The sequence below is a fragment of the Mucilaginibacter segetis genome (genome assembly GCF_016522075.1).
Lineage (GTDB): Bacteria > Bacteroidota > Bacteroidia > Sphingobacteriales > Sphingobacteriaceae > Mucilaginibacter > Mucilaginibacter segetis.
Genome location: NZ_JAEHFW010000002.1, coordinates 70599 through 95911, shown reverse-complemented (window position 1 = coordinate 95911; position 25313 = coordinate 70599). Strand labels below are relative to the sequence as shown.

Sequence of the window (25313 nt, the reverse complement as noted above, 5' to 3'; positions counted from 1 at the left end):
TAATGGCAGGTAATTATTCATTAACAGGGAAAGTAATAGTAGTAACAGGCGGCACGGGCATACTCGGCAAATCGTTCATTAATGGTATTGTAGCTGCGGGTGGTGCTGTTGGTATTTTAGGAAGAAACAAGGCTGTAGCTGAAGAGCGTGCTGAAGCGATCAATAAAAATGGCGGAAGTGCTGTTGCTTTGGTGGCGGATGTTATGGAGGAGGAGTCTTTACAACGCGCAAAGGCGCTTATTATGGATAAATTCGGGCGGATAGACGGATTGGTGAACGGAGCCGGTGGTAATATGCCGGATGGGGTGCTGCAACCCGGCGAAGATATTTTCAGCATGAATCTGCAGGGCATGAAAAAGGTAATGGGCCTGAACCTTTGGGGTACGCTGTTGCCTACGCAGGTTTTTGGCGAAGCTATTGCTAAAACAGGCAAAGGCAGTATTGTAAATATCTCTTCTATGAATTCAAAACGGGCCATAACCAAAGTATTGGGTTACAATATGGGAAAGGCTGCGGTTGATTGCTATAATCAATGGTTCTCGGTTGAATTGGCTAACCGTTACGGAGATGCCATAAGAATGAACGCTTTGGCTCCGGGCTTTTTCCTGACGGAACAAAACCGGGATCTGCTAACTAAGCCTGAGGGAGGATATACCCCAAGGGGCGAATTGGTTATTAAGCAAACCCCCTTTAAACGTTTTGGCAATCCGGATGAGTTGATAGGGGCATTGGTTTGGCTGCTTAGTGATGCATCGGCGTTTGTGACCGGTTCAATGATATGTGTGGATGGCGGTTTCTCAATATTTGGCGGGGTATAATGGGTTTAACTACAGCAGGCAACGGAACGGTATTAACCTTTGGCGAACTGCTGTTACGGCTTAGTCCGGATAGTGAAGGTAACTGGCTTAAAAATAATCAGCTACCGGTGTATGTTGGCGGCGCTGAATTAAATGTGGCAACGGCCCTGGCATTATGGGGAATCGAAACAAAATACTTTACGGTACTACCTGATAACGGACTTGCAGAGTGGTTGATTAATTATATTGGTGGCCGGGGTGTGGTTACCTCGGCTATTTTTAAAAGCGGCGCAAGGCTTGGCCTGTTTTACTTAACAACCGGTGCGGATATGAAACACGATACCGTGGTGTATGATCGTGCGGCATCGGCGTTTGCTGAACTGGAGACGGATACCGTTAACTGGGATGAAATATTAACCGGCGTAACATGGTTTCATTTCAGCGCAATTTGCCCCGCGGTAAGTTTGAAGGCTGCTAAGTTATGCGAAGAAGCGTTAATAGCTGCATCGGCACGTGATATTACCATTTCTGTTGATCTCAATTACCGCTCAAAGTTATGGCAATATGGCGTTTCTTCAACGGAAGTAATGCCGGGGTTAGTTAAATATTGTAACCTGATAATGGGTAATATCTGGGCCGCGGAAAGTTTGCTGGGTATACCCGTTAATAAACAGTTACAACAGCAATGCAGCAAGGCCGATTACCTAACCGAAGCATTGAGTGTTTCGAAAAAACTTACAGAACAGTACCCTGATTGCAAAGCGGTTGCCAACACTTTCAGGTTTGGTGATAACGGTCATATAAAATATTATACCACCTTATTTCAGCAGGGTAAGATGGAAGTTTCATCTGAATACAATGCCGAAAGTGTGATTGATAAAGTAGGAAGCGGTGACTGTTTTATGGCCGGCCTTATTTATGGCTATTATAATAAACTGCCGGTTTCGGAATGTTTGAGTTTTGCAACAGCCGCCGCCTTTAAGAAATTATTTATTAAAGGAGATGCTACAAACAGTACTGTTGCACAGGTAATTAAAGCTATTAAACATGATGACTAAAGAACATATTAAAAATAGTATCATTAAACAGGGCTTACTTCCTTTATTTTATGATGCAAGTTCTGAGGGCAGTATTGCCATTACCCGGGCCTTGTATAAAGCAGGAATCCGGGTTATTGAGTATACCAACCGGGGCGCAAATGCTGAAGGAAACTTTGCGATACTAAAAAAGCTACAGCAAACTGAGCTGCCTGATATGCTGTTGGGCATTGGTACTGTAAAAAGCAAAGAAGAAGCCACGCGTTTCATAAACGTAGGGGCAGATTTTATTATTGCTCCGCTGGTAAATCCGGATGTTGCCACGATTGCTCAGCAACACGACCTGCTTTGGATACCGGGCTGCATGACCCCAACGGAAATATATAAAGCACAACTGCTTGGTGCAACCATGGTAAAGCTTTTCCCTTCAAACATATTAGGCCCCGGATTTTTATCAGCAGTTAAGGATATTTTTCCCGAACTTGCCATGATGCCAACCGGAGGGGTGGAGATGAGCCAGCAAAATATAGGTGGATGGTTTAACGCAGGAGCATCAGCTGTTGGAATGGGAAGCAAGCTGATAACCCAGGCCGTGTTAGAGAACAAAGCATACGATCAATTATATACAGAAGCTTTGCGGGCTATACAATTAGTAAATAACGCAAGGTAATTTTAAGTAAACCAATTATGACCGATATCAAAAAAACCAACTACCGCTGGGTGGTAGTAACCTTATTGTTTTTTGCCACAACCATAAATTATTTAGACAGGCAGGTTATAGGGTTGTTAAAACCTACATTGGAAAAGCAGTTTGCATGGACGGAAGAAGACTATAGTCATATTGTTATGGCTTTTCAGGCTGCTTACGCCTTGGGGTTACTTGCTTTTGGCGGATTTATTGATAAACTGGGCACTAAGTTAGGATATGCAGTTTCATTAATAGTTTGGAGTGTAGCGGCCATGTTGCACGCGGTTGTTAAAACAACACTTGGTTTTGCTTCCGTGCGGGCGGCGTTGGGTTTAGGCGAGTCGGGAAATTTCCCTGCAGCTATTAAAGTAGTGGCAGAATGGTTTCCAAAAAAGGAACGTGCACTGGCAACAGGTATATTTAATTCGGGTGCAAATATAGGCGCGGTACTGGCCCCGGTAATGGTTCCGTGGATATTAGGCATCTACGGATGGCAAATGGCGTTTATTATTACGGGCGCGTTGGGTTTTGTATGGCTCATTTTCTGGTGGATATTTTACGAGATACCTAATAAGCATAAAAAAATAAACGCGGCTGAATATGAGCATGTACATAGTGATTCAGATGAACCTTCTGACGAACCCCGGCAGAAGGTAAAATGGACGAGGCTGTTTGGTATAAGGCAAACCTGGGTATTTGTAGTGGGTAAATTCCTTACCGATCCAATTTGGTATTTCTTTTTATTTTGGTTGCCATCCTATTTTTCAAGTACATTCAATCTGGACCTTTCTAAACCAAGTTTGCCGCTGGCATTGGTTTACACGGCAACTACCGTTGGCAGTATTGGCGGCGGATATTTGTCGTCGTGGTTAATAAAAAGCGGAATGCCTGTATTCAGAGCCCGCAAAACCACTATGCTTATTTTTGCGCTTTGTGTAGTGCCCATATTTGCAGCACGCTATGCTACAAATATTTGGCAGGCGGTAGGTTTGATAAGTTTAGCGGCCGCTGCACATCAGGCCTGGAGCGCTAATATTTTTACTACCACATCAGATATGTTCCCTAAAAAAGCAGTGAGTTCTGTTGTAGGGATAGGCGGTATGGCAGGTTCCATCGGCGGTATAATTTTCCCGTCTTTCATTGGCTGGGTACTGGAAACATATAAGGATGCCGGTAATATTACCGCCGGATATAACATCATTTTTACCGTATGCGCATGTGCCTACCTATTTGCCTGGTTAATAATGCATTTGCTGGCACCCCGTATGAAAGTTGTGAAATTGTAGTGCAATTAAATTAGCAATTAGATAGTATTTTCTTTACATTGGTACAATGTTAAGCACGGTACTTGTACTTAACACGCGGCCCATATGAACTTTAATACTATTACCATAAAAGATATTGCTACAGCGCTTAATCTATCGGTATCAACGGTATCAAAAGCGCTGCGCGATAGTTACGAGATAAGTGAGAAGACCAAAAAACTGGTAAATGATTATGCCCGTGAGCATAACTATCGTCCTAATCCTATTGCTCAGAGTTTAAAACAAGGGAATAGCAAATCAATAGGGATAGTAGTATCTACAATTGAAAATCAGTTTTTTTCGCAGGTTATAAATGGTATCGAGTCCGTAGCATATAAAGCCGGGTTTAATGTTATTATAACACAAACACACGAGTCTTATGATCTGGAGGTGAAAAACGTGGAGCACCTTACCCATCGGTCTATAGATGGGCTGCTTATCTCCCTTTCTACAGAAACGCATGATCTGGGACATCTTAAAAGGCTGAATGAACTGGGTTTACCTATTGTTTTTTTTGATCGTATTACTGACGAGATCGAAACACATAAAGTAATATCCGATAACTTTAAAGGAGGATACGATGCTACGCGCCATTTACTGGATGGCGGGTACAGGCGTATTGCTCATATTACCAGCCCGCCAAATATTTCTATCACCCGAGAGCGGTTTGCCGGTTATAAAAAAGCGATGGAAGAAGCCGGTATAACAATTCCTGATGAATACATTAAACATTGTCCGCACGGCGGACGTGATGTAGGCGAAATAGAGAAAGCATTAAATGAATTACTGTTGTTAAAAAATAAACCGGATGCTATTTTAACAACATCAGATCGTATTACCACTACTTCTTTATTTCTCCTTAATAAATTAGGTATAAAAATACCACAGGAAATGGCGATCGTTGGTTTTACAAACACCATGTTAGCCGATGTTTTGAGCCCCTCATTAAGCTCTGTTTATCAACCCGGGTTTGAAATGGGGCAAAAGGCAACAGAACTATTGTTAAATCTTATACTCAGTAAAAGGCCCGTTTACGAATTTGAAACAATGGTGCTTCCTACCCAATTGGTAACGCGCCGGTCAACCTCTCCTAAAAACTGATCATCAGTTAATTTACAACAGTACTTAGTGTTTTTAACTTTTCCCTGATCGCAGGGATGAGGATGGCCTTATTTTGGCCTTGATTATCGCCGAGCGAAAACGATATCGTAAATAAATATGTGCTAAAACTGCGAAGCCAAAGGTAATCAAGGTATTTTTGATATGTGCAGTTAAAACTGCGCCAATTATAAATCCTGCATATCGATAAATCTTATTATAGAATGAAACGAAAGTTTTTCATTATTATACTCTTCGTGTATCCAATTGCTATTTTAAAAGTAAGTGCACAAACTGTTGCGCTCGATTATTATTTCAATCACGAAACACACCGGGAGAAAAATGGTACGGTTGCCAGGTTTCATTATATGTGGGAGGATACAGCCAACTCCGGATTTTCCATATGGGGGGATATTTTCAGATCACAGGGCGCAACACTTACCCATATCGATTCCGCACCTACGTCACAAAACTTAAAGGGAGTTGCAATATACATCATTGTTGATCCTGACAGTAAAAAGGAAAATCCAAACCCTAACTACATAACTAAGTGCGATGCTGATAATATTGCGCAGTGGGTTAAAAACGGCGGCGTTTTGGTGATGATGGCTAATGACAGCGCGAATGTGGAACTTACTCATTTTAATATACTGGCAGGCAGGTTTGGGATGCACTTTAATAACGATCTGCAGAATCATGTAACTGACGATGCTCACTTTAACGACGGGGAGGTGGTGCTTAACAATAACCCCATATTTAAAACGGCTAAAATGGCTTTCATGAAAGATGTGTGCAGCATAAGTATTTCAAAAAAGGCTAAAACTGTTTTGCGTTCAACAAGTGGTGCAACTATAGCGGCTGTTACCGCCTATGGTAAAGGAACCGTACTTGCCGTTGCAGATCCCTGGCTTTACAATGAATATGTTAACGGCAGGTTACCCGCTGTTTATGAAAACAACAAGGCCGCCGCCGATCTCGCTAAGTATCTTATTTTAAAAAGCAACTAAATCATTAACCAACATAAATCCAACTAAACTGAACAATTATGGAAAGAAAAGAAATCGAGTAGCGATTTAAGATATCGCTAATGCCAAATTCTGGCAGAATTTAAAATCCGATCCTTTATTAACATCCAAAAAAAGACGATGAATAGTCGTCCTGGGATCGTTTTGTCAAAAAAAAATGGAAAAATTAATTCTTAACATATAAATATGAAGAATAGACATTTACAAAGATCATTTAAAACGTGTGCTATTTTATCAGCGGTATCATTGCTTGTAACCGCAGGCGATACCTATGCATATAGTGGGGCGGCTAATTCGTCTTGGGTAAACACGTCCAATTTAGCACTGCACAAGCCTGGCGCAAAGCAGGCTAAAATAACCGGTGTGGTAACTGATGAAAATAACCTTCCGTTACCCGGGGTTACCGTAAGGGTAAAAGGTACAACAGTAGCCGTTGTAACCGATGTAAAGGGTAATTATACCATTGAAACTGATGGTGATGCCACTCTTGAATTCTCATTTGTGGGCTATACCACCCAGGAGGTGGCTTTAAACGGCCGTACTTCATTAAACGTTAAATTGCTGCCATCCTCAAAGGATTTGAATGAAGTGGTGGTTATTGGTTATGGTACACGTGCACAAAAAGATGTAACCGGTGCTATAACCAGCGTTAAGGCAGATAAATTTGAGAACGATAACCCTGCAAGTGTTAACGATATATTGCGCGGCTCGGTACCGGGTATTTCTGTCGCCCTTAACACATCTCCAAAAGGTGGCAGTGTTGGCGATCTGCAGATCAGGGGGCGTAACTCTTTGTCCGGAAGTACTAATCCGCTTATAGTGTTGGATGGGGTAATCTATCCCGGCGATCTGGCAGACATCAATCCAAACGATATTGACAGGGTTGATGTTTTACGCGATCCAAGCGCATTAGCCGTTTATGGTGCACAGTCGGCAGGTGGGGTTGTTGCCATTACTACCAAAAAAGGTAAAAAAGGCGGCTCGGTGATTACGCTTAACGCGAATATGGGCGTTGCGCAGTTACTGCAAAATCAAAAATATTACCAGGGAGTAGATTTTCTGAACTGGCGCGCCGATGTTCAGCGCAGTGCAAACTCATCAAACCCGTATTATTACTACAGCGATCCGCGGAGCTTACCTGACGGGGTAACTGTAGATCAGTTTTTAAACGGTGCTACCGGAGACCCTGTTACTGTTTATTTGCAGCGTTTAGGCTTGTTTCAGAACGAGATAGATAACTATATGAACGGTAAGGTTACCGATTGGTCGAAACTTATCTTCAGAAACGGATTACGCCAGGATTATACCGCAAGTTTATCCGGAAGGGGAGATAATGTCAGCTACTATTTCTCGGGTAACTTTACTAAAAACCAAAACCTTATACAGGGCGGCGAATATAACGATGTACGTTTTCGTGCAAACCTGGAAGGTAAAGCTGCCAAGTTTTTAACCATTGGCCTAAATGCGCAGTATTCTGTGAGGGATGAAGGTGCATCGGGTAGTTCATTAAGCGGGCAGGCTATTGACCGTACCGAGGCCGATTGGGGGCAGATCATTAACTCGTCTCCGTATGGTGATGTTTACAATGAAGATGGGTCCTTGCGCCGTATTGATACCGATGATAGCGGGTTAAACCAGCGCAACCCTTTCCTGGGTAAGCAATACAATTCAAATGTAAATGTGCAGAACGTTTTATTTTCAACCCTGTACGCTAAGGTTGATCTGCCATTCGGGTTTAAATATACCCTGAACTTTTCCCCTCAGTTAGAGTCGTACCGCAACTTCTTCTTCAGGCCGGTTGCTAACCCTAACGAACTTTCAGGCGGCACGGGTATCAGAACAATGGAAAACCGTTACCGTTATAATCTGGACAATATTTTGAACTGGAATAAAACATTCGGTGTTCATACGTTTGATGCAACCTTCTTATTAAATAAAGAAAAATATCAGACCTGGTACACCCGGGCATCCAATACCCAGTTTAGCCCGAGTGATGTTTTAGGTTATCATAGTATAGGCGCGGGTACCTTACCTGTTGAAAGCAGCGATGACCGCATATATAATGCAGACGCGTTGATGGGACGTTTAAATTATAACCTTATGGGTAAATATAACGTCACCTTTACCGCCCGTCGCGATGGGTTCTCACCCTTTGGCTTAAAAGCACCAAGACAAAACTATGCAAACGGTGCTGTGGCATGGACGTTTACCGATGAAAAGTTCTTTAAAACAGACTTCTTTAAATGGCTCGACTATGGTAAACTGCGTGTAGGTTACGGATCAAACGGTAACCGGTTATCAAGTGGTACCGCCGATCCGAGTTTAGCGCTTGCCGTAATTGCAACTAATAAGTATCCAACGGTAACCCCGGGTGGTGTGGTTGTAAACAATAATACCATTTATGTACGCACACTTCAGAACGACGAACTAACCTGGGAGCGTACTACCGGCCCCAACATTGGTTTGGATTTTGCCATGTTGCATAACCGTTTAAGTGGTTCAATTGATGTTTACAATCGTAAAACAACCAACCTTATAGTTGACAGATCTGAACTGTATGTACAGGGGCTTGCTGATCCGAGCGTGTTAACCAATATAGGGGAGGTTAATAATAAAGGTATTGAGGTGTTACTGCAAGGTAAGGTAATGAGCAGTAAAAACTTTAACTGGAATGCTACAGGAACATTTTATCTGAACCGTAACAAGATAGTACACCTTTATGGCGATTACCAAACAACGGATGCAAATGGCAATACTGTAACCAGAGAGAACGATGATATTGGTAACGGATGGTTTATAGGGCATGATGTGAACGCCGTATGGGACTATAAAATTTTAGGCGTATGGCAAACTGATGAAGCTGATGAAGCTGCAAAATATAAAGCCAAACCCGGTGATTTTAAACTCCAGGACATGAACGGCGATTTTGTATTTAACAATGATGATAAGGTTTTCCTGGGCTCTACAAGTCCTAAATTCACATGGTCGTTACGTAATGAGTTCAACTTCCTCAAGAACTTTGATTTCTCTTTTATGCTGGTATCAAGCATGGGTCAGTTACGGCAGTTTAACGATGCTAAAAATAACCCGGGCAGTGTTGGTTTCGGTCGTACAAATTCCTATGTATTACCTTACTGGACACCGGATAACCCGATAAACGACTACGCACGGTTAAATTCCGGCTCGTCAGGTACAACTATAAATGTTTGGCGTAAGGCTTCATTTGTAAGAGTACAAACAGTGTCATTAGGATACACTTTCAGCCCTCAGCTTATTAAGCATTTAGGAATGTCAAGCGCTAAACTTTTCGTGAATGCAACAAATGCCGCAGTTTTCTCTGACTGGCCTTTATGGGATCCCCAAAACAACGGACCAACACCGAGGTATCTTGCGGCAGGCTTTAACGTGACTTTTTAACGGATAAATTGATTAGATATGAAAAATTTTAAAAAAAATATAATAGCGGGGATTGCTGTAGCGGCTATGCTTACAGCAGGCGGATGTACAAAACGAAGCGACCTGTTCCCGGAGGCTCCCTCAAAATTTACACCTAATAATACGTTATCGTCTCCGGCTGCTTTTCAAAGCGCGCTTACTAACCTTAACCTGGGTGTACGGTTTGAGTTTTTTGGAGATTCGGCCCCTTTACTAACTGAATCTATCTTTACAGATGCTGCAGTGGAGGGTACGACTGATAAAACTACCCCGGCCCAGGATCTGAATGTGCGAATAACACCTACAGCTAACCTGAATAGTAATGACTATAATAAAATAGGGTATTACTGGCAGATGTGGTACCAGGGGGTGCATGATGCCAATGTTATCATCTCCAGAATAGATGATATTACCTGGCCAAGTCAGGACGAAAGAGATAAGGTTTTGGCTGGCGCCTATTTTCATCGCGCATATCGCTATTACAGGTTGGTACACGAGTTTGGTGATGTGCCTTTAGTGCTAAAAGAGGAAACCGGATTAAACACTGGTTACTATAGCACGCAACGTATGGTGATACTAAAGCAAATGAAAACTGACCTGGAATTTGCTGTAGGAAAATTAGTTGATAATGGGAATAAAGGCGAACCATCAAAAGGTGCCGCCGCGCATTTATTAACTAAAATAAACCTGGCCATGGGTTTATTTGATGACGCCATCAATTCAGCAAATATTGCCATAAACGGTCCGTATGCCTTAATGACAAGCCGCTTTGGTATAGTAGCAGACGATGCTACAAAAAATGTGGTATGGGATCTTCATCGCCCTGAAAATAAATCTATCGCGACAAATACCGAAGCATTATATGTAGTTATTGACCGCGAAAACTTAGAAGGGGCCACCCCAAGCGGCTCGCAGGTTATGCGTAATTGTGTACCTATGTGGCATAACGGCACCATACTAACTCCGGGTGCGCTTAAACCGGGCATATCAGATAAGGTTACAGAAGAAATACCGCTTACTTTACTGTACGGTAGGGGTATTGGTCGCTTGCGGGGTACACCTTACGCAACCAAGTACATCTGGACGGATAATACCGACCTGCGCCACGCAAAGGGTATGTGGGTTGATATGACCGACCTGGTTTACAATAATCCGGCAATTAAAAAAACCGACCCTAACTGGTATGGCAAACATCTGGAGCAATATACTGCGGCTAATGTAAACCAACGTTTTTTAAATGGCGCTAAAGATACCATTCGTGCATGGTTTGGCTGGCCGCATTATAAAGTATTTATCGGTTCAGGTACTTACGCGCAGGATAAATGGTGGAGCCCTCCGCGTGGTACCAATACCGACTGGTATGTATTCCGTTTAGCGGAAACCTATCTGTTGCGTGCCGAAGCTTATTACTGGAAGGGACAAACAGCGCTTGCCATGGCAGATATTAACAAAGTACGCGCCCGAGCACAGGCACAATTGTTAACCGATCCGAGCGCGGTGAATATAGGTACCATACTGGATGAGCGCCAAAGGGAGTTATATTGGGAGGAGCCACGTAAAACCGAACTTACCCGTATCGCCTACATTTTTGCGCAAACAGGTAAAACAGCTTACAATGGTAAAACCTATAACATGCAGGATTTTTCTACCAATAACTTTTTTTATGACCGTATAATGGAGAAAAATGATTTTTACAAAAATCCGGCGGTAGTAACTAATTCGGGTAACCATTTCACCATATCTCCTTATCATGTGTTATGGCCTATACCACAAAGGGATATTGATCTGAATATTGACGGGCATATTAACCAGAATAAAGGGTATTCAGGTTCAGAAACAAACATTGCACCGTTAGATAAAATACCGGAGTAAGATCCGTAAAGCAATCCACTTAATTTAGATGGAGATCGTTGGTAGTTTAAATTAAGATGACCAGGCCTGTAAAAAGGCCTGGTTTTTTATTTAAAAATATTCTGTTTGCAGATATTAAATAGAATGGATCAGATCATACTATAGGTCCGTAAACAAATTATATCACAGTATGCAATGAAATTAGCAGCCAAGATATCCAACGTGCTGTCAACTCACGCCAAAGAGTTAATATAAAAGGCTTAATTTACCTTAATTGTACTATGTTCTTTAATATCTTCTGATGATGTGCCTGCCAATATTTTATATTCACCGGGTTCAACTATCCATTTGCTGCTTTTAACATCATAATACGCCAGATCTTTAACCGGTACATTTAAAACAACGTCAGCAACCTGCCCTGCGGGTATTAAAACCTTTTTAAATGCCTTCAATTCTTTTTCAGGACGTTCAACCACCGAACCGGCCTTACTTATGTATAGCTGAACGGTTTCTTTACCCGCGTATTTACCATTATTCTTAACTTTTACAGTAACACTGATATTTTCTGCCGGATTATATGCTTTTTTAGCTACGCTTAAACCCTGGTATTGAAAATCGGTATAAGATAACCCGTAACCAAAACAGTAAAGGGGCGCAATTTTTTTCGTATCGAACCAACGGTATCCCACCAATATGCCTTCTTTGTAATCTACCTGCAGGTTTTCACCCGGATAAGCATTTAAAGCATGAGCAGGGGAGTCCTTTAATTGTGCAGGGAAGGTAAATGGTAATTTACCGGAAGGGTTTATTTTCCCGGTTAGCATATCAGCTAAGGCGTTTCCATTTTCCGATCCATTATACCAGGACCACACGATGGTATGGTTATTCTTTTTGATCTTCCCTATGTCATAAGGTGCGCCGCCAACCACTACAACAATAGTGTTTGGGTTTACTGCAGTTACCGCATCAACCAGCTCCTGTTCGTGAAACGGCAAACTAAGATCGGCACGGTCGCGTCCCTCACTTTCATAGTCACGGTTACCACCAATAAACAGGATAGCCATATCCGAACTTTTAGCGATGGCTACTGCCTGTTGCAGCAAGGCCGGGTCGGGTTTGTCAGGTACAGTATCAGTCTTTCTCCGGAATGGCTTATACACGCCCGAATATCCCTGCGCGTAATTGATAGTAACTTTATTGCCCAACCTGCTTTGCAAGCCGGCAAGTGCGGTAACTTCGTAACGCGCTTTAACACCTGCACCAAAGCCACCCAAATGAAAAGTGCGTGTGGCGTTATCACCTATTACTGCTATACTTTTTACAGCAGTGGTATTTATTGGTAATAGATGTTTATCGTTTTTTAACAGCACAATTGATTCGGACGCGATGTCGTAAACTGTTTTACTATGCTCAGGGGTATTTATTTTACCTTTAGGCTCATTAGTACTTAAAACAGTGTGATACATCACCCATAAAATGTGATGTACTTTTTCATCAATTACCTTCATACTTACCTTGCCGGCTTTTACCGAATCCAGTAGTTTATCAGCAAAATAATAGTTTTTATAAGGCGGTCTCGATCCCATTTCCAGATCAAGACCATTGTTTGCGGCATCAACCGTACTGTGTGTGCCGCCCCAATCACTAATAACAATACCTTTAAAGCCCCATTCATCTCTTAATATCTTATTAAGCAGATAATCATTTTCCGAACAATATACCCCGCGGAACTTATTATATGCTGCCATGATAGTCCATGCGTTACCTTCGGTTATTGAAGCTTTAAAAGCAGGCAGGTATATTTCACGTAGTGCCCGTTCATCTACCAGCACATTAACCCGGCCACGCTCAACTTCCTGATTATTTACAGCGTAATGCTTTACACATGCAGCAACATGCTGGCTTTGTATACCTTTTACGGATTGTACTGCCAGTTGAGAGTTCAGAAAAGGATCTTCGGAATAATATTCATAAGTACGGCCGCCTAAGGGTGTGCGGGTTATATTAAATGCCGGAGCAAGTATTATACTTTTATTTCGCGCCCGTGCTTCTTCGCCCAAATCATGCCCGTAGCGGTAAGCTAAAGCCGGGTTCCAGGTTGCTGCCAATGCCGATCCGTTAGGGAAAAATGTAGCAGAATCAGTAGTTAGGTTAGCTGACCCCCATCCTTCCTTAACATCTTCCCGCACCCCCAATGGCCCATCGTCGGTCATCAATCCCGGGATACCTAAGCGTGGCACCCCCGCAGTGCTGAAAATACCGTTGGCATGCAACATAGATATTTTTTCTTCAAGCGTTAATTTTTTTATGGTCGCCGCTATCCTGGTTTCTATTGCTTTATTAGTAGGGGCCTGGGCGTTAACAGTAGTATTTGCCCATATAAAGGCACTTAATAACAGGCAGGCAAACAGCTTAATTTTCATGATTTGATTTAGTTAATGTGGTGGTACAATCACCCGTTTGGTTTATAAAAGTAAATATAGCCCATAAAAACTTCAATTACAATCACTTGTTATTCAAATATGCTTGTGTAAATTCATATATTTAACACACCAAATATTGATTAGCATAGTTTTTAGTTAAATAAGCCGGCTAATCCGTAACAGATGCATTAAAGCGGCATCTAATAATTATTAGAAAAACAAGTATGAAAAACCTCGATGCAAAAAAACTAACAATGATGCTTATCGTTGGCCTTTTGGTGGTATCAACGGTTCCGGCAATACACAAAGTGTTTCATCTTACCGATCTTTTAGCCGGCCTGTTAACCGGATTTGGATTAGGGGTGGAAATTATGGCTGCTATTTTACTTGTCAAATTAAAAAAGGACAGGCGCCATCAGAATATTATTCAAAAAGATCCTCAGTAGAGGCAACCAGGGTTAGCAATTCCAGCTTAGGTTCTGTTTCCGGTTCACTTGCTTCTAACTCATCCGCGAATTTTTTGAATGAGGCTAACGAAGTTAAAAATTGGTGCGCTTCTTCGTTTTCAAAATGATCAAAATGCATAAAAGTTTTCCCGTCCGGCAGCAAATAGGTGCTGTATTTAACACCCGGATGGTTAATGCTTTTCAGCTCCGCTACAACAGCTTTAATGTTTTCCTGATTGCGGGCAGCATATTCGGCTTTGGTGGTGTATTGTACCCTTACTATTTTCATATTGATAATTGATTAGCAAGTCAAATTTATAGCATAGCAAATAAAAAACGGAGTGTTATTGTGCCAATGTAAGGGGTGTATCGCGACATGATTGGTTTTAAACATAAACCCTGTAGCGTTTTTTTAATGTGGCACGTATAAGTAACAAACCACTCGTTTAGACATGAAAAAGCTTTATATTTTCCTATTGGTCTCTGCTGCATTTTTTAGTTGTAAAAAAGAAAACACCGGCAATGGTATCATAATTGATCCGCCTGCTGCAAAGATCATTTCGCAGGATACACTTACCAGTGGTCAGTTTTTGGGCTTAACTATCGGCCAAACGAGCACCGGTATATATGCTACCATTCAGGCTAACAAAACCACTCAACAAATCAGCTATCTAAATGTGGTGGGTAATGTATTTACTCAACTTGATAGTTTGAAGGACAGGCTCCCTTTGTATACCTCGATCTTGTTAGATGAGCAAAAGGGCACAGGCACGGGGATCCAAATTTATTTTGAGAATGATAAAGTAAAATCCATCTGGACGAATGACGGGATACAGCTTAATAAGTGGCCGGTCGGCAATTCAACAAATGCCACCATCGCTGTTAACGATCAGATCAGTACCATTTACCAAAAACTGGTAAACATTAAAAAAATAGCATCCTATGCTAATAAATTTGAACGCTTATCTATTTTCTCCAAAGATATTAACAAGGTTTATGATCCCGCAATGAGCGCTTCAACGCAATGGTATTTTACATCGGTAATAAATAGCAGGCAATACAATGTGGTACAGCTTAATTTTAATGCCAACACACTTACCTCCATCTATTCAACCATTTACGAGAGCGAATAATGCTATTTAACTTGATTAGCGCTGTTTCTTTTTCTGTTGAGGTACTTGCGTAACGGATTGTCATATAATAGCATTACCAGCCAGGCAACGCTTATTAATAATATAATTGCCGTTATTATGATCAATGATAATTTAGCTGTACCCGGTTTATAGGCGGTGTAGTAGTTCATAAAAATCCATAAAGCGGCATAATGCGTCATATATAAGGGGTAGGATATTTTACCGGAGAATACGCACAGCCTTTTTAAGCCAGTTGATAAAACCGATCCTGCACCCAATGCTATTAACAGGGGGAAGTAAAATAGCACTACCAGCGGCTCTGTTAACCAGTTCCATGCGCTGAAAGGCATTATAAAGGCAACTACTAACAACACTGTTAGTCCGGGAAAACCCAGTCTATTTTTGATGATCCAGTTGCTGCGATATATAAGCATTCCGGCTAAAAAAGAATAACTTATTCGCGCACATCCATCCCAAAAATTAGAGCCGGCCCAGCCACCCAGTAAATTATCTGACCGGTATGCCACTATGCAAATGCCTGCAGCGGCAAGCATAGTTAACCAGCCCAGCCAACGCCTACCTGTTTTATATAAAACAAAGGCATAAAATATATTAGCTACATATTCCCAAAATAATGACCATGCGGGTGCATTTAACCCGAACAAGTTAAATGCCCGTTCAGGCATCACCGGATAGGGAATCATCAATACAGAACTCAGAAATATAAGTATTAACTTACCTGTGCCGTAAGAGTTGGCCGAAGTGCCAAACGGATCAAACATAAAGGCCAGTAGCCCCAATATGGAGCCTAAAATAACCAGAGGATGCAGCCTGATAAGTCTTGACTTGAAAAACTCTATCACACCTATATGGGCAATACGATCATCGTAAGCGTAAGCAATAACAAATCCCGAAAGGCAAAAGAAAAAATCCACGGCTAAAAACCCATGCGCAATAAAATTCTGGCTGTAATCGGTATAAGCCATCTCCATGAAATGGAAAGTAACAACGGCTAAAGCAGCCACACCCCTTAGCCCGTCAAGAATTTCAAAATGCTTTTTTGTTTGCAGGAGCTCAGGATTGGTGTTTTGGGCATTCATTAACTTTGTACAGGTTTAGCGATTCTCAAAAAAACGCTGATGTTGTTCACAATAATGTTCAGGCAATAGATTTCGCTAACAATATATCAATTGTTTACAACATTGATACAAACTAATCAAACAACCTGCGTGTAATTCTCTTTTATGAAAGTATGCGCTATTTAACCAGTTATGTTTTTTTGCTGATTGTTTTTCTGTCGTGTAATAGCGCAGATAACGGGCGTACATTTGTTTATACCGCAAGCGACACTGGCGGTACTTTAGTTGACGACTCTATGGTAACGGTATTTCCGGATAATCAGGAGACACGCGTGAGCAATATCCATTCCTCAACAGATACCATTTTTACCGGAAAAACCACCCCGGCACAATTAATCAATTTTGCCCGTACACTGCAGGGTGTTCCTTATAAATATGGTTCTGCTGATCCCTCGCTTGGTTTTGATTGCTCCGGCTTTATCACTTATGTATTTAATCATTTTGGTATTAATGTACCCCGTAGTTCAGTTGACTTCACCCACGTTAACAGAACAATAGCCTTGAAACAAGCCACGGCCGGAGACCTGATACTTTTTACCGGTACCGATAGTACGGTAAGAATAGTAGGACATATGGGGATATTGGTATCGCGCTTTGGTGAACCGTTGAAATTTATCCACTCTACCTCGGGTGGTGCATATGGAGTTACAGAAACACCGCTAAATAGTTATTACATGGGCAGATTTATGAAGGTGATACGCATCTTTCCACAAAATGATCAATAAAAATCCCACAATTCCCGTTGCTGATAGATGTTCTGAATTTAATTAAAAATTAAAAACCTATCTAAATTCATTTGGTTTCTTTATTAAAAGAAATAAACTATGAGCGAACAACACAATACAAACCGCCTAAAGCTGGACGACAGCGAAGAAACAGCTATTGCTGCCTTAGCGGCAGCACCGGCATTTGGAGGGGGAAGCGGCTCTTCACAAGCACGATCAGCAATTCCTTTAGAGGATCCTACAACTAAATATCCGCAGCCACCCTTTAATGGCCAATCGCAACCCTGGCCGGGTTTATCCAGCCAAATGGATCCCAAGCCCGATCATGGAGAGAAAAGCTACAAAGGCAGTGGCAGGCTAAAAGGACGTAGGGCACTTATAACAGGGGGCGATTCCGGTATGGGACGTGCCGCAGCTATTGCCTACGCACGCGAGGGTGCAGATGTGGCTATCAACTATTACCCTACAGAGGAGCCTGACGCCCGGGAGGTAATTGAGCTTATAAAAGCGGAAGGCGTTAAAGCTATTGCGATTCCCGGCGATTTGCGCGAAGAGGATTTTTGCAAACAACTTGTTTCCGAAGCGGTTGCCCAACTCGGTGGATTGGATATTCTGGTAAGTAATGCCGGGAGGCAGCAAAGTCATGATTCTATTCTTGATATATCTACCGAGCAGTTCGACTGGACGATGAAGACAAATATTTATGCGCCATTCTGGATAATTAAGGCGGCTTTGCCTCATTTAAAACCCGGTTCTGTGATAATTAGCACAACTTCCGAACAGGCTACCGACCCCACACCGGATTTGTATGATTATGCCCAAACCAAAGCGGCCACTACCAATTATGTGCGATCGCTGGCTAAACAATTAGGCCCTAAAGGCATTCGTGTTAATGGTGTAGCGCCGGGCCCCGTATGGACTCCTTTACAGGTTAGCGGAGGAGCAAGTCAGGAAAAACTAAAGCAATTTGGCGGACAAACACCGCTGGGCAGACCGGGACAACCAGCTGAACTTGGCTCAATTTATGTGCAACTTGCCGCAAATGACGCCAGCTTTGCCACCGGCCAGGTGTATGGTGCAGCAGGTGGAAGCGGACATCCATAAACTATATAGGCTATACAGCGAAGCCCCCTGTAACTTAGGGTGGTTTCGCTTTTGTTGCTTGCCGAAAGCGTTTGTTTTTAGAATTTAATGGCGTTGCAGTCCGTTGTAATGTTGTATGTATTCGCGCGGGGTTTTACCTGTAACGGTTTTAAATACACGGTTAAAATTATTAATACTTGTAAAGCCGCAGGTATAAGCTATGGCGCTAATGTTGGCTCCTTGCTTTTCGTTCAGCATTTTGCAAACATTGTTAATCCTTATTTTATTTAAAAAGGCTACAAAAGTATGTCGCGTATGCTTTTTAAAATAACGGCAAAAGGCAGGTACGGTCATGTGCGCCCGTGTGGCTATCTCCTCAAGTGACATAGCCTTACCCGCATTCTCCACTATATAATCATATATTACGCCTATACGCATACCCTCGGTATCGGTAATAATCCCGGTATAACCGCCGGGGGCAATTGGTTGCATATCTCCGGCTTTACTGAAATACTTAAGTAGGTGTATAAAATTAAGTAGCTGATCTGTTCCTTCGCTGTTTACTAACGCCTTCAGTAATATTAATATCGCCGCCTGCTGGGCCTGCGGTACTTTAAACCCGCTACCCATTTGTTGTATAAAGCCATGTATCGCCTTCATTTCGGGTAAAGTAAAAAGCGATTTTAGTTTTCCTTCCGGATCAAAGAAAAGTGTCAGGGCACGAACTTGTTTAGTACTATCCGGCTCAAAATATTCAGTACCATTTTTAAAAACATGTGGCTGGTTAGGTCCTAATAAAAACACATCACCCGATCTGAACGTGTGCATGTTATTCACTACTATCAGCGTTCCGTCGCCTTCTAAAATATGAGTGAGCTGTATTTCTTTATGACGGTGCAAATGTGGATAAAAGTATGGCAGCACCTCATCCTGCACAATTATGGTATGATCATGCGGGACCGGAATAGTGAACGGCAATACTTTCATTACGGCAATAATTATTGGTACCTGCCGGGATCAAATGCTGTTAAAGGCATTGATGTTGGTTTACCCGTTATTAATTCAGTTATCAGCTTGCCGGTGGCGGGCCCCAGGCTCAGCCCCATCATGCCATGGCCGCCTGCTATCAGCAGGTTGCTGTAATTTTTTGCCCTGCCGATGTAAGGTAATCCATCGGGTGAGCACGGGCGGAAACCATGCCATATATTTGCATTATCGGGCATCTGCGGTGTAAAATCAGGAAAGTATTCGGGAATGGATTCTACTATTCCCCTCACACGGTTACGGTTAATTTGATGATTTACAGGGCCAAGCTCCATAGTGCCGCCAAAACGTATCTGATTGCCCATTGGTGTTACCGATACGCGCGCTTCCATTAGCAAAGCTGCAATATCCATCCGCTTTTGGGGTTCATCGTGCATAAAGGAATAACCCTTACCCGGCATTAAAGGTAATTTTAGTCCGGCAAGTTTGGCTACCTGCGGCGACCATGCGCCACCTGCTATTACCACTTCGTTTGCTTCAAACACGCCGGAAGTGGTGTGTATCTTTGTTAATTTATTTTGAGTTTGTTCAATCTTCACAACTTCGCTGTTACGTTTAATAGCAACACCTTTGCTTTGCAAATGGATTAATAGCTGGCGCATCAGTATATGCGGCATTAAATGCCCGTCGCAGCGGTAATGTATCGCGCCTGCTACATCGAGTTTTAAGTGGGGTTGTAACTGTCCGCAGGCTTCCGGCGACAGCACCTCTACATCCAGCCCGAGGGCTTGCGCTCGCTTGGCAAGGTGCACCTCTTCGTCAGCTGCTTTTTGTGTTTTAAACAGCATTAATATCCCGTTGTTGGCCAATCCAAAGTTAAAGCCATCCTCTTCGGCCATCTCAGCGTACAAACTTTTGCTCAACAGAGACAGGTCGCGCAAAGGAACAGCCGATCGCTCCACATGCTTTTTGCTGGCACTCTTTAAAAACTTCAATCCCCACGAGATAAGTTCCATGTTTAAGGATGGCCTTACATAAAAGGGGCTTTTGCTGTTAAACATCCAGCGGATGCCCTGCTCTACCATACCGGGTGCGGCAAGGGGAACAAAATGACTCGGCACTATCATGCCTGCATTCCCGAACGAACAATTATCGTCAAGCGGTCCTTTATCAAGCACCACCACATCAACACCTGCGTTATTCAGGTAATACGCTGTGCTTAGCCCGATAATACCGCCGCCTATTACAACTACTTTATGCATCTGCCGCCAATTATATTACCTGAAACCCATAAGCATACGGGTCGTCGTCATCAATCTTTATAGTATTGTACCCGTAAATCCGGGCCCAGCCCTCAATACTTGGTATAATGGCTTTATGGCCTTCCATATCCACCACATCCTCCACGCGGCCAGTAAACTTACTGCCAATTATACTTTCGTGTATAAACTCATCACCCACCTTCAGTTTACCCTGCGCAAACCATTGTGCCATCCGAGCAGAAGTACCCGTTCCACATGGCGAACGGTCTATGGCTTTATCACCGTAAAACACCGCGTTGCGCGCTGTGGCATCGTCCGATAAAGTTTTACCAGCCCATAAAATATGAGAACAACTATTAATGGTCGGATTTTGCGGATGAACAAAAGTATATTGTTCATTTATTCGTTTGCGCAATTCACGGCTCCAGGCAATAAGCTGGTCGGCCGCGTAATTTTCTAAACCGCTAAAGTTTTTTTGCGGGTCGATGATGGCATAGTAATTCCCTCCGTAACTTACATCAAATGTAAGCCTGCCCAAGCCGGGGCACTCCGCTTCCAGGTTTTCTGCCGCCAGGTACGATGGCACATTGGTTAGTTTTACCGAAGTTACCTTTTGGCCGTCCTGTTTATAAGCGATCATCACCAATCCGGCGGGTGCTTCCATACGCACAATACCGGGCACCTTAGGTTTTATCAGGCCCTCCTCAATAGCAATAGTTATAGTGCCGATAGTGCCATGCCCGCACATGGGTAAGCAGCCACTGGTTTCAATAAACAGAACAGCAACATCATTTTCCGGATTGTGCGGTGGATAAAGTATACTGCCGGACATCATATCGTGCCCGCGGGGTTCAAACATCAGGCCGCGTCTTATCCAGTCATATTCCTTTAAAAAATGCTGGCGCTTTTCGCTCATGTTGTTGCCATGCAGCACAGGGCCGCCCCCGGCTACCAGCCGTACAGGGTTGCCGCAGGTGTGGGCATCTACACAAAAAAATGTTTTTACCGCCATATTAGTCCTTTGTCCATTGCTGATCAACCATTCGCCATATATTTAAAGGATTACCATCCTTCAATTCATCCGGTAAAAAATCCTGCCCCCATCCTTGCCAGCTTACCGGGCGCACAAACCGGCGTATTGCCGATGTACCAACCGATGTAAAACGGCTGTCGGTAGTTGCAGGGAAGGGGCCGCCGTGCTGCATTGCGGCGCAAACCTCAACGCCCGTGGGCACACCATTTAAAATGATACGCCCGGCTTTATTACCAGCCTTTTCAATTAATTCTTTATGGTCCGAAAGCTCGTCCGTTTCACCCATAATGGTGACGGTGAGCTGTCCATCCAGTACATCTATCAGTTGTTTTAATTGTTCCACGGTATCTGCCACTACTAATAAGGAATACGGGCCAAAAACCTCCTGGCTAAGTGCCGGATTAGCTATAAAATCAACCGCTTTTACTTTAGCTACCAATGCACCAGCCTGATTATCGCCATCGCTTTCCGGTTCTGCACCTGTACCTATCACTTCAATTCCTTTTTGCTGAAGTAGTTCTGCGGATAAATGTTTAAAGTTCTGGTATATGCCCGGTGTAAGCATGGTAGATGGAGGTACGGCTGAAATGGCTTTAGCCAAAGCCATTTCAAAACGGGCCAGCTCAGGGGATGCCACACCTAACAGCAGGCCCGGATTAGTACAAAACTGCCCGGCACCCAAGGTAATAGAACCCGCGTATTGCGCAGCAATATCTTCTGCTTTATTTTGCAGGATGCCCGGTAACAATACCACCGGATTAATACTCCCCATTTCCGCAAAAACAGGAATAGGTTCGCGGCGCTGTTGCGCCAACTGATATATAGCCATACCGCCTTTAAACGAGCCGGTAAAGGTAACTGCCTTAATGTTTTCGTGTTTTACCAATGCCTCGCCAACACTAAAGCCATCATCAAAAAGTAATGAAAAAACACCATCAGGCATTTGAGTTTGTTCTGCAGCCTTACGTATGGCCTCAGCAACTAAAGCACCCGTACCCGGATGTGCCGGGTGTGCTTTAACGATAACCGGGCATCCGGCTGCAAGTGCCGAAGCTGTATCGCCACCCGCCACAGAAAAAGCCAGCGGAAAATTACTGGCCCCGAATACCACCACCGGACCAAGTGCCACCAGCATTTTACACAAGCCCGGGCGCGGCATCGGCTCGCGGTTTGGCAACGGGCTATCAATAACGGCCTCTACCCATGATCCTTCGGCAACTACATCGGCAAACAGGCGTAACTGTCCGCAAGTGCGCCCAAGCTCACCTTTTATGCGCCCTAAGGGCAAGCCGCTTTCTGCAGATGCACGCTCAATAAGCACATCGCCCAAAGCCTCAATTTCCGTAGCAATAGCGCGCAAAAAAGCAGCTTTTTTGTCTTTAGCTATATTTTTATATACCGGAAAGGCCTGAGTAGCTAATTGTACCGCGTGGTTTACATGGGCATGGTTAGCCGGGTAAAAATCACCCTCCAACTGCTTTCCCGTTACCGGATTTATGGCTGTGAAGGGTTTAGTAGTAGCGGGTTGGTAGGTATAACCTGTTAAATTTTGTCCTGTCATAGTACGGGTTATATAACTAATTTATTTGCCACGCCCCAGCTACCTTCGGGTAATTGCGGTCGATTGGCTATGGCCGGATTTATAATATTCAATATTTTTTCGCGCTCGGCCCCGGTAATTGCTAAACGCGGCGCACGTACATATTCGGTACCTAAACCTGCGCATGCTTCGGCAAGTTTGATATATTGCACCAGTTTAGGATGAATATCCAACTCCAGCAATGGTAAAAACCAGCGGTAAATAGTTCTGGCTTCATCATAACGGCCTGCTTGCATTAAACGATAGATGGCTACCGTTTCGCGTGGAAAGGCATTCACCAAACCGGCCAGCCAGCCATCGGCACCTACGGCGAGGCTTTCCATACCAAGGGTATCTACTCCTGTGAACACGCTGAACCTGTTACCAAAACGGTTGAACAGGCGGGTAATATTGCTAACATCGCGTGAGGATTCTTTAATGGCCTGTATATTGCTTTCTTCTGCCAGTTGTGCGAACATATCCATCGTAATATTTATAGCATAATCCACCGGATTATTATAAATAAGGATAGGCAAGGGCACATTTTTAGCCACTTCCTTAAAAAAGGTTACGGTTTCATGATCATCTGCTTTATAACGCATAGGCGGTAATACCATCAGTCCATCGGCACCCGCATCCAATGCTTTTTTGCCAATGGCTATGGCCGCTTTTGTAGCTTGTTCGGCAATATTAAATATAACCGGTAAACGGCCATTTGAAAGCGATACCGTATGCTTAACCAGGCTGATCTTTTCATTATCTGCAAGCGTACTGGCTTCACCTAACGAACCGCATAAAACTATACCATCAATACCTGCTGCTATCTGCGCTTCAATATTCTTATCGAACGCGGCAAAATCAAGCTGGTCATCGGCAGTAAATTTTGTGGTGACCGCCGGGAATACACCTTTCCAGATTACTTTCATGATTGTTTTGTTATTTACCCCAAAATTAGATCATTTATATCCCTGATACTACCCATAATTTGGTCATTTGTAGCCATATTTTAACCCGTATTGAAATTTTGGATATAACAAGCTGTCAAATTACAAAGAATGGAAGATAATAATAAATAGAGTGCTTATTTGACATACTCCAGGATATCGCCGGGCTGGCAATCCAATATCCGGCAAATATTCTCTAATGTTTCCAGGCGTACAGCTTTTGCCTTGCCCGTTTTAAGTATAGATAAATTAGCCATAGTTATGCCTACTTTTTCGCTAAGCTCTGTTAGTGACATTTTTCGCTTAGCCATCATTACATCAAGATTAATTATTATCGGCATGGCTAAATGGTTAGGTCCTGTTCTTCTTTTAAAGTTTTCCCTTGTTTAAAAGCTTTAAACAGCATCAAAAATATAATACCGGTAATCATAAATCGCCACCAACTACCCCAAACACCTATTTTAGCCGCCACATCAGGAGTGAAATAGTTATTAAATATCACCCGCACAACATAATTCAATAGAAAGGTAATGATCGGAAAGGCTATTAAACTAACAGCGATAAGTTTAAGTCGGCGTAAATTGCTGTCGGTAAATGGGAGGCCTTTTGAAATATCAACAATGAACTTTAAAAAGGCAGCGATCAAATAAAACATATAAATAAAAATTGAAAATTCAATCACGCCTAATACAATGTTTAAAATCATTTTTAAAGAGCTACTTATAGGAATCATTAAACAATCATCTGTGCGCGAATAACGAAACTTTACAGGGACATCTACCCTTTTAAAACCGTATTTTCGTTTATCTTTTACGGTTTTACGGATGTAAGATTGACCGTTTTCAATGTGAAAAACAATGTCGTCATATATCCAACTTTCAGGTTTTAAAGTCCATCCATGTAATAAAATATAATCCTGCTTTACACCCGGTATATCTGTGGTATTCGCCATTGTGCAGGTATCACAATACATTGCCCCACCCGTTCCTATAACTTCCGCAATACCAATACCTCCAAAATGCAGCCAGTCGCCGTTCTTCAGATCCCGTATCTTCTCGGCCTTCTTACTTAACTCCTTGTACTCCGAATAAGGCAAAGAATCTGAAACAACAGGTTCAATAGGTTTAAGGTAGTCTTCAGTAACATAAACGATATCATCACTTACACTTTGCGACGTGCCTAAAATTATAACTGCAAAATAAATTAAGAGCAATATTACAATGATGGTAACAATGCTGTTCACCAAAAAATTTGTATTGATTTTGACTTTCATGTATAATTTATTATAACACAATAATAAATTATAATTTATTAATAAACAATTATT

Annotated in this window: 22 protein-coding genes; 12 read left to right on the top strand and 10 right to left on the bottom strand. The window is 42.7% G+C overall.

Annotation, left to right across the window (positions count from 1 at the left end; genetic code table 11):
* Positions 1 to 2 precede the first annotated feature (2 nt).
* The 8 genes from I5M19_RS10115 (at position 3) to I5M19_RS10080 (ending at position 11256) form a co-directional block, all read left to right on the top strand.
* A complete protein-coding gene (locus I5M19_RS10115; protein WP_200066215.1) occupies positions 3 to 818 on the top strand; it encodes an SDR family oxidoreductase in 816 nt (271 codons plus the stop codon).
* The gene (locus I5M19_RS10110; RefSeq protein ID WP_200066214.1) at positions 818 to 1855 is read left to right on the top strand and encodes a sugar kinase; all 1038 of its coding nucleotides are present in this window, start codon (positions 818 to 820) and stop codon (positions 1853 to 1855) included. Before I5M19_RS10115 ends, I5M19_RS10110 begins: the two co-directional genes overlap by 1 nt.
* Complete coding sequence (locus I5M19_RS10105; RefSeq protein ID WP_200066213.1) at positions 1845 to 2504, top strand: beta/alpha barrel domain-containing protein; 660 nt, start codon at positions 1845 to 1847, stop codon at positions 2502 to 2504. Before I5M19_RS10110 ends, I5M19_RS10105 begins: the two co-directional genes overlap by 11 nt.
* Before the next feature lie 17 nt (positions 2505 to 2521).
* On the top strand, positions 2522 to 3808 hold the full coding sequence (locus I5M19_RS10100) for an MFS transporter (RefSeq protein ID WP_200066212.1): 1287 nt from the start codon (positions 2522 to 2524) through the stop codon (positions 3806 to 3808).
* 84 nt (positions 3809 to 3892) lie between these two features.
* Positions 3893 to 4927, top strand: a complete 1035-nt coding sequence (locus I5M19_RS10095) for a LacI family DNA-binding transcriptional regulator (RefSeq protein WP_200066211.1) — start codon at positions 3893 to 3895, stop codon at positions 4925 to 4927.
* Between the two features lie 221 nt (positions 4928 to 5148).
* Positions 5149 to 5931, top strand: coding sequence for a DUF4350 domain-containing protein (locus tag I5M19_RS10090; protein ID WP_214653055.1), 783 nt, complete (start codon positions 5149 to 5151; stop codon positions 5929 to 5931).
* Between the two features lie 204 nt (positions 5932 to 6135).
* Positions 6136 to 9366 carry a SusC/RagA family TonB-linked outer membrane protein gene (locus I5M19_RS10085; RefSeq protein ID WP_200066210.1) on the top strand — a complete coding sequence of 1077 codons (3231 nt, stop codon included), beginning with the start codon at positions 6136 to 6138 and terminating at the stop codon, positions 9364 to 9366.
* 18 nt (positions 9367 to 9384) lie between these two features.
* Entirely contained in the window at positions 9385 to 11256 is a 1872-nt protein-coding gene (locus tag I5M19_RS10080) for a RagB/SusD family nutrient uptake outer membrane protein (RefSeq protein WP_200066209.1), read from the top strand.
* Between the two features lie 239 nt (positions 11257 to 11495).
* Here the strand turns inward: I5M19_RS10080 and I5M19_RS10075 are convergent, their stop codons facing one another.
* The gene (locus tag I5M19_RS10075) at positions 11496 to 13658 is read right to left on the bottom strand and encodes a glycoside hydrolase family 3 C-terminal domain-containing protein (RefSeq protein WP_200066208.1); all 2163 of its coding nucleotides are present in this window, start codon (positions 13656 to 13658) and stop codon (positions 11496 to 11498) included.
* A 224-nt stretch (positions 13659 to 13882) separates the two neighbouring features.
* Between I5M19_RS10075 and I5M19_RS10070 the strand changes: the two genes are divergently transcribed.
* Entirely contained in the window at positions 13883 to 14104 is a 222-nt protein-coding gene (locus I5M19_RS10070) for a hypothetical protein (RefSeq protein ID WP_200066207.1), read from the top strand.
* On the opposite strand, the gene I5M19_RS10065 is transcribed toward I5M19_RS10070, so the two are convergent.
* A complete protein-coding gene (locus I5M19_RS10065; RefSeq protein ID WP_200066206.1) occupies positions 14082 to 14393 on the bottom strand; it encodes a hypothetical protein in 312 nt (103 codons plus the stop codon). The genes I5M19_RS10070 and I5M19_RS10065 overlap by 23 nt on opposite strands.
* 163 nt (positions 14394 to 14556) lie before the next feature.
* Between I5M19_RS10065 and I5M19_RS10060 the strand changes: the two genes are divergently transcribed.
* Positions 14557 to 15237, top strand: a complete 681-nt coding sequence (locus I5M19_RS10060; protein ID WP_200066205.1) for a hypothetical protein — start codon at positions 14557 to 14559, stop codon at positions 15235 to 15237.
* 2 nt (positions 15238 to 15239) lie between these two features.
* Here the strand turns inward: I5M19_RS10060 and I5M19_RS10055 are convergent, their stop codons facing one another.
* A complete protein-coding gene (locus I5M19_RS10055; protein WP_200066204.1) occupies positions 15240 to 16337 on the bottom strand; it encodes an acyltransferase family protein in 1098 nt (365 codons plus the stop codon).
* A 152-nt stretch (positions 16338 to 16489) separates the two neighbouring features.
* On the opposite strand from I5M19_RS10055, the gene I5M19_RS10050 reads away from it, so the two are divergent.
* Positions 16490 to 17101: a C40 family peptidase gene (locus I5M19_RS10050; RefSeq protein ID WP_200066203.1), complete on the top strand. Its 612-nt coding sequence runs from the start codon at positions 16490 to 16492 to the stop codon at positions 17099 to 17101.
* Between the two features lie 99 nt (positions 17102 to 17200).
* Positions 17201 to 18205 carry an SDR family oxidoreductase gene (locus tag I5M19_RS10045; protein WP_200066202.1) on the top strand — a complete coding sequence of 335 codons (1005 nt, stop codon included), beginning with the start codon at positions 17201 to 17203 and terminating at the stop codon, positions 18203 to 18205.
* 84 nt (positions 18206 to 18289) lie between these two features.
* Here I5M19_RS10045 and I5M19_RS10040 read toward each other — a convergent pair whose 3' ends face one another.
* The 7 genes from I5M19_RS10040 to I5M19_RS10010 form a co-directional block, all read right to left on the bottom strand.
* On the bottom strand, positions 18290 to 19171 hold the full coding sequence (locus I5M19_RS10040) for an AraC family transcriptional regulator (protein WP_200066201.1): 882 nt from the start codon (positions 19169 to 19171) through the stop codon (positions 18290 to 18292).
* A gap of 11 nt (positions 19172 to 19182) precedes the next feature.
* Entirely contained in the window at positions 19183 to 20430 is a 1248-nt protein-coding gene (locus I5M19_RS10035; protein ID WP_200066200.1) for an NAD(P)/FAD-dependent oxidoreductase, read from the bottom strand.
* Positions 20431 to 20440: 10 nt separating this feature from the next.
* On the bottom strand, positions 20441 to 21442 hold the full coding sequence (locus tag I5M19_RS10030; RefSeq protein ID WP_200066199.1) for a 4-hydroxyproline epimerase: 1002 nt from the start codon (positions 21440 to 21442) through the stop codon (positions 20441 to 20443).
* Position 21443: 1 nt separating this feature from the next.
* A complete protein-coding gene (locus I5M19_RS10025) occupies positions 21444 to 23024 on the bottom strand; it encodes an aldehyde dehydrogenase (NADP(+)) (protein ID WP_200066198.1) in 1581 nt (526 codons plus the stop codon).
* 8 nt (positions 23025 to 23032) lie between these two features.
* Positions 23033 to 23968 (bottom strand): dihydrodipicolinate synthase family protein, encoded by a 936-nt coding sequence (locus I5M19_RS10020; protein WP_214653054.1) that lies wholly within the window; start codon positions 23966 to 23968, stop codon positions 23033 to 23035.
* A gap of 155 nt (positions 23969 to 24123) precedes the next feature.
* Entirely contained in the window at positions 24124 to 24327 is a 204-nt protein-coding gene (locus I5M19_RS10015; protein ID WP_200066197.1) for a helix-turn-helix domain-containing protein, read from the bottom strand.
* Between the two features lie 2 nt (positions 24328 to 24329).
* On the bottom strand, positions 24330 to 25259 hold the full coding sequence (locus I5M19_RS10010; protein WP_200066196.1) for a DUF2975 domain-containing protein: 930 nt from the start codon (positions 25257 to 25259) through the stop codon (positions 24330 to 24332).
* Positions 25260 to 25313 lie beyond the last annotated feature (54 nt).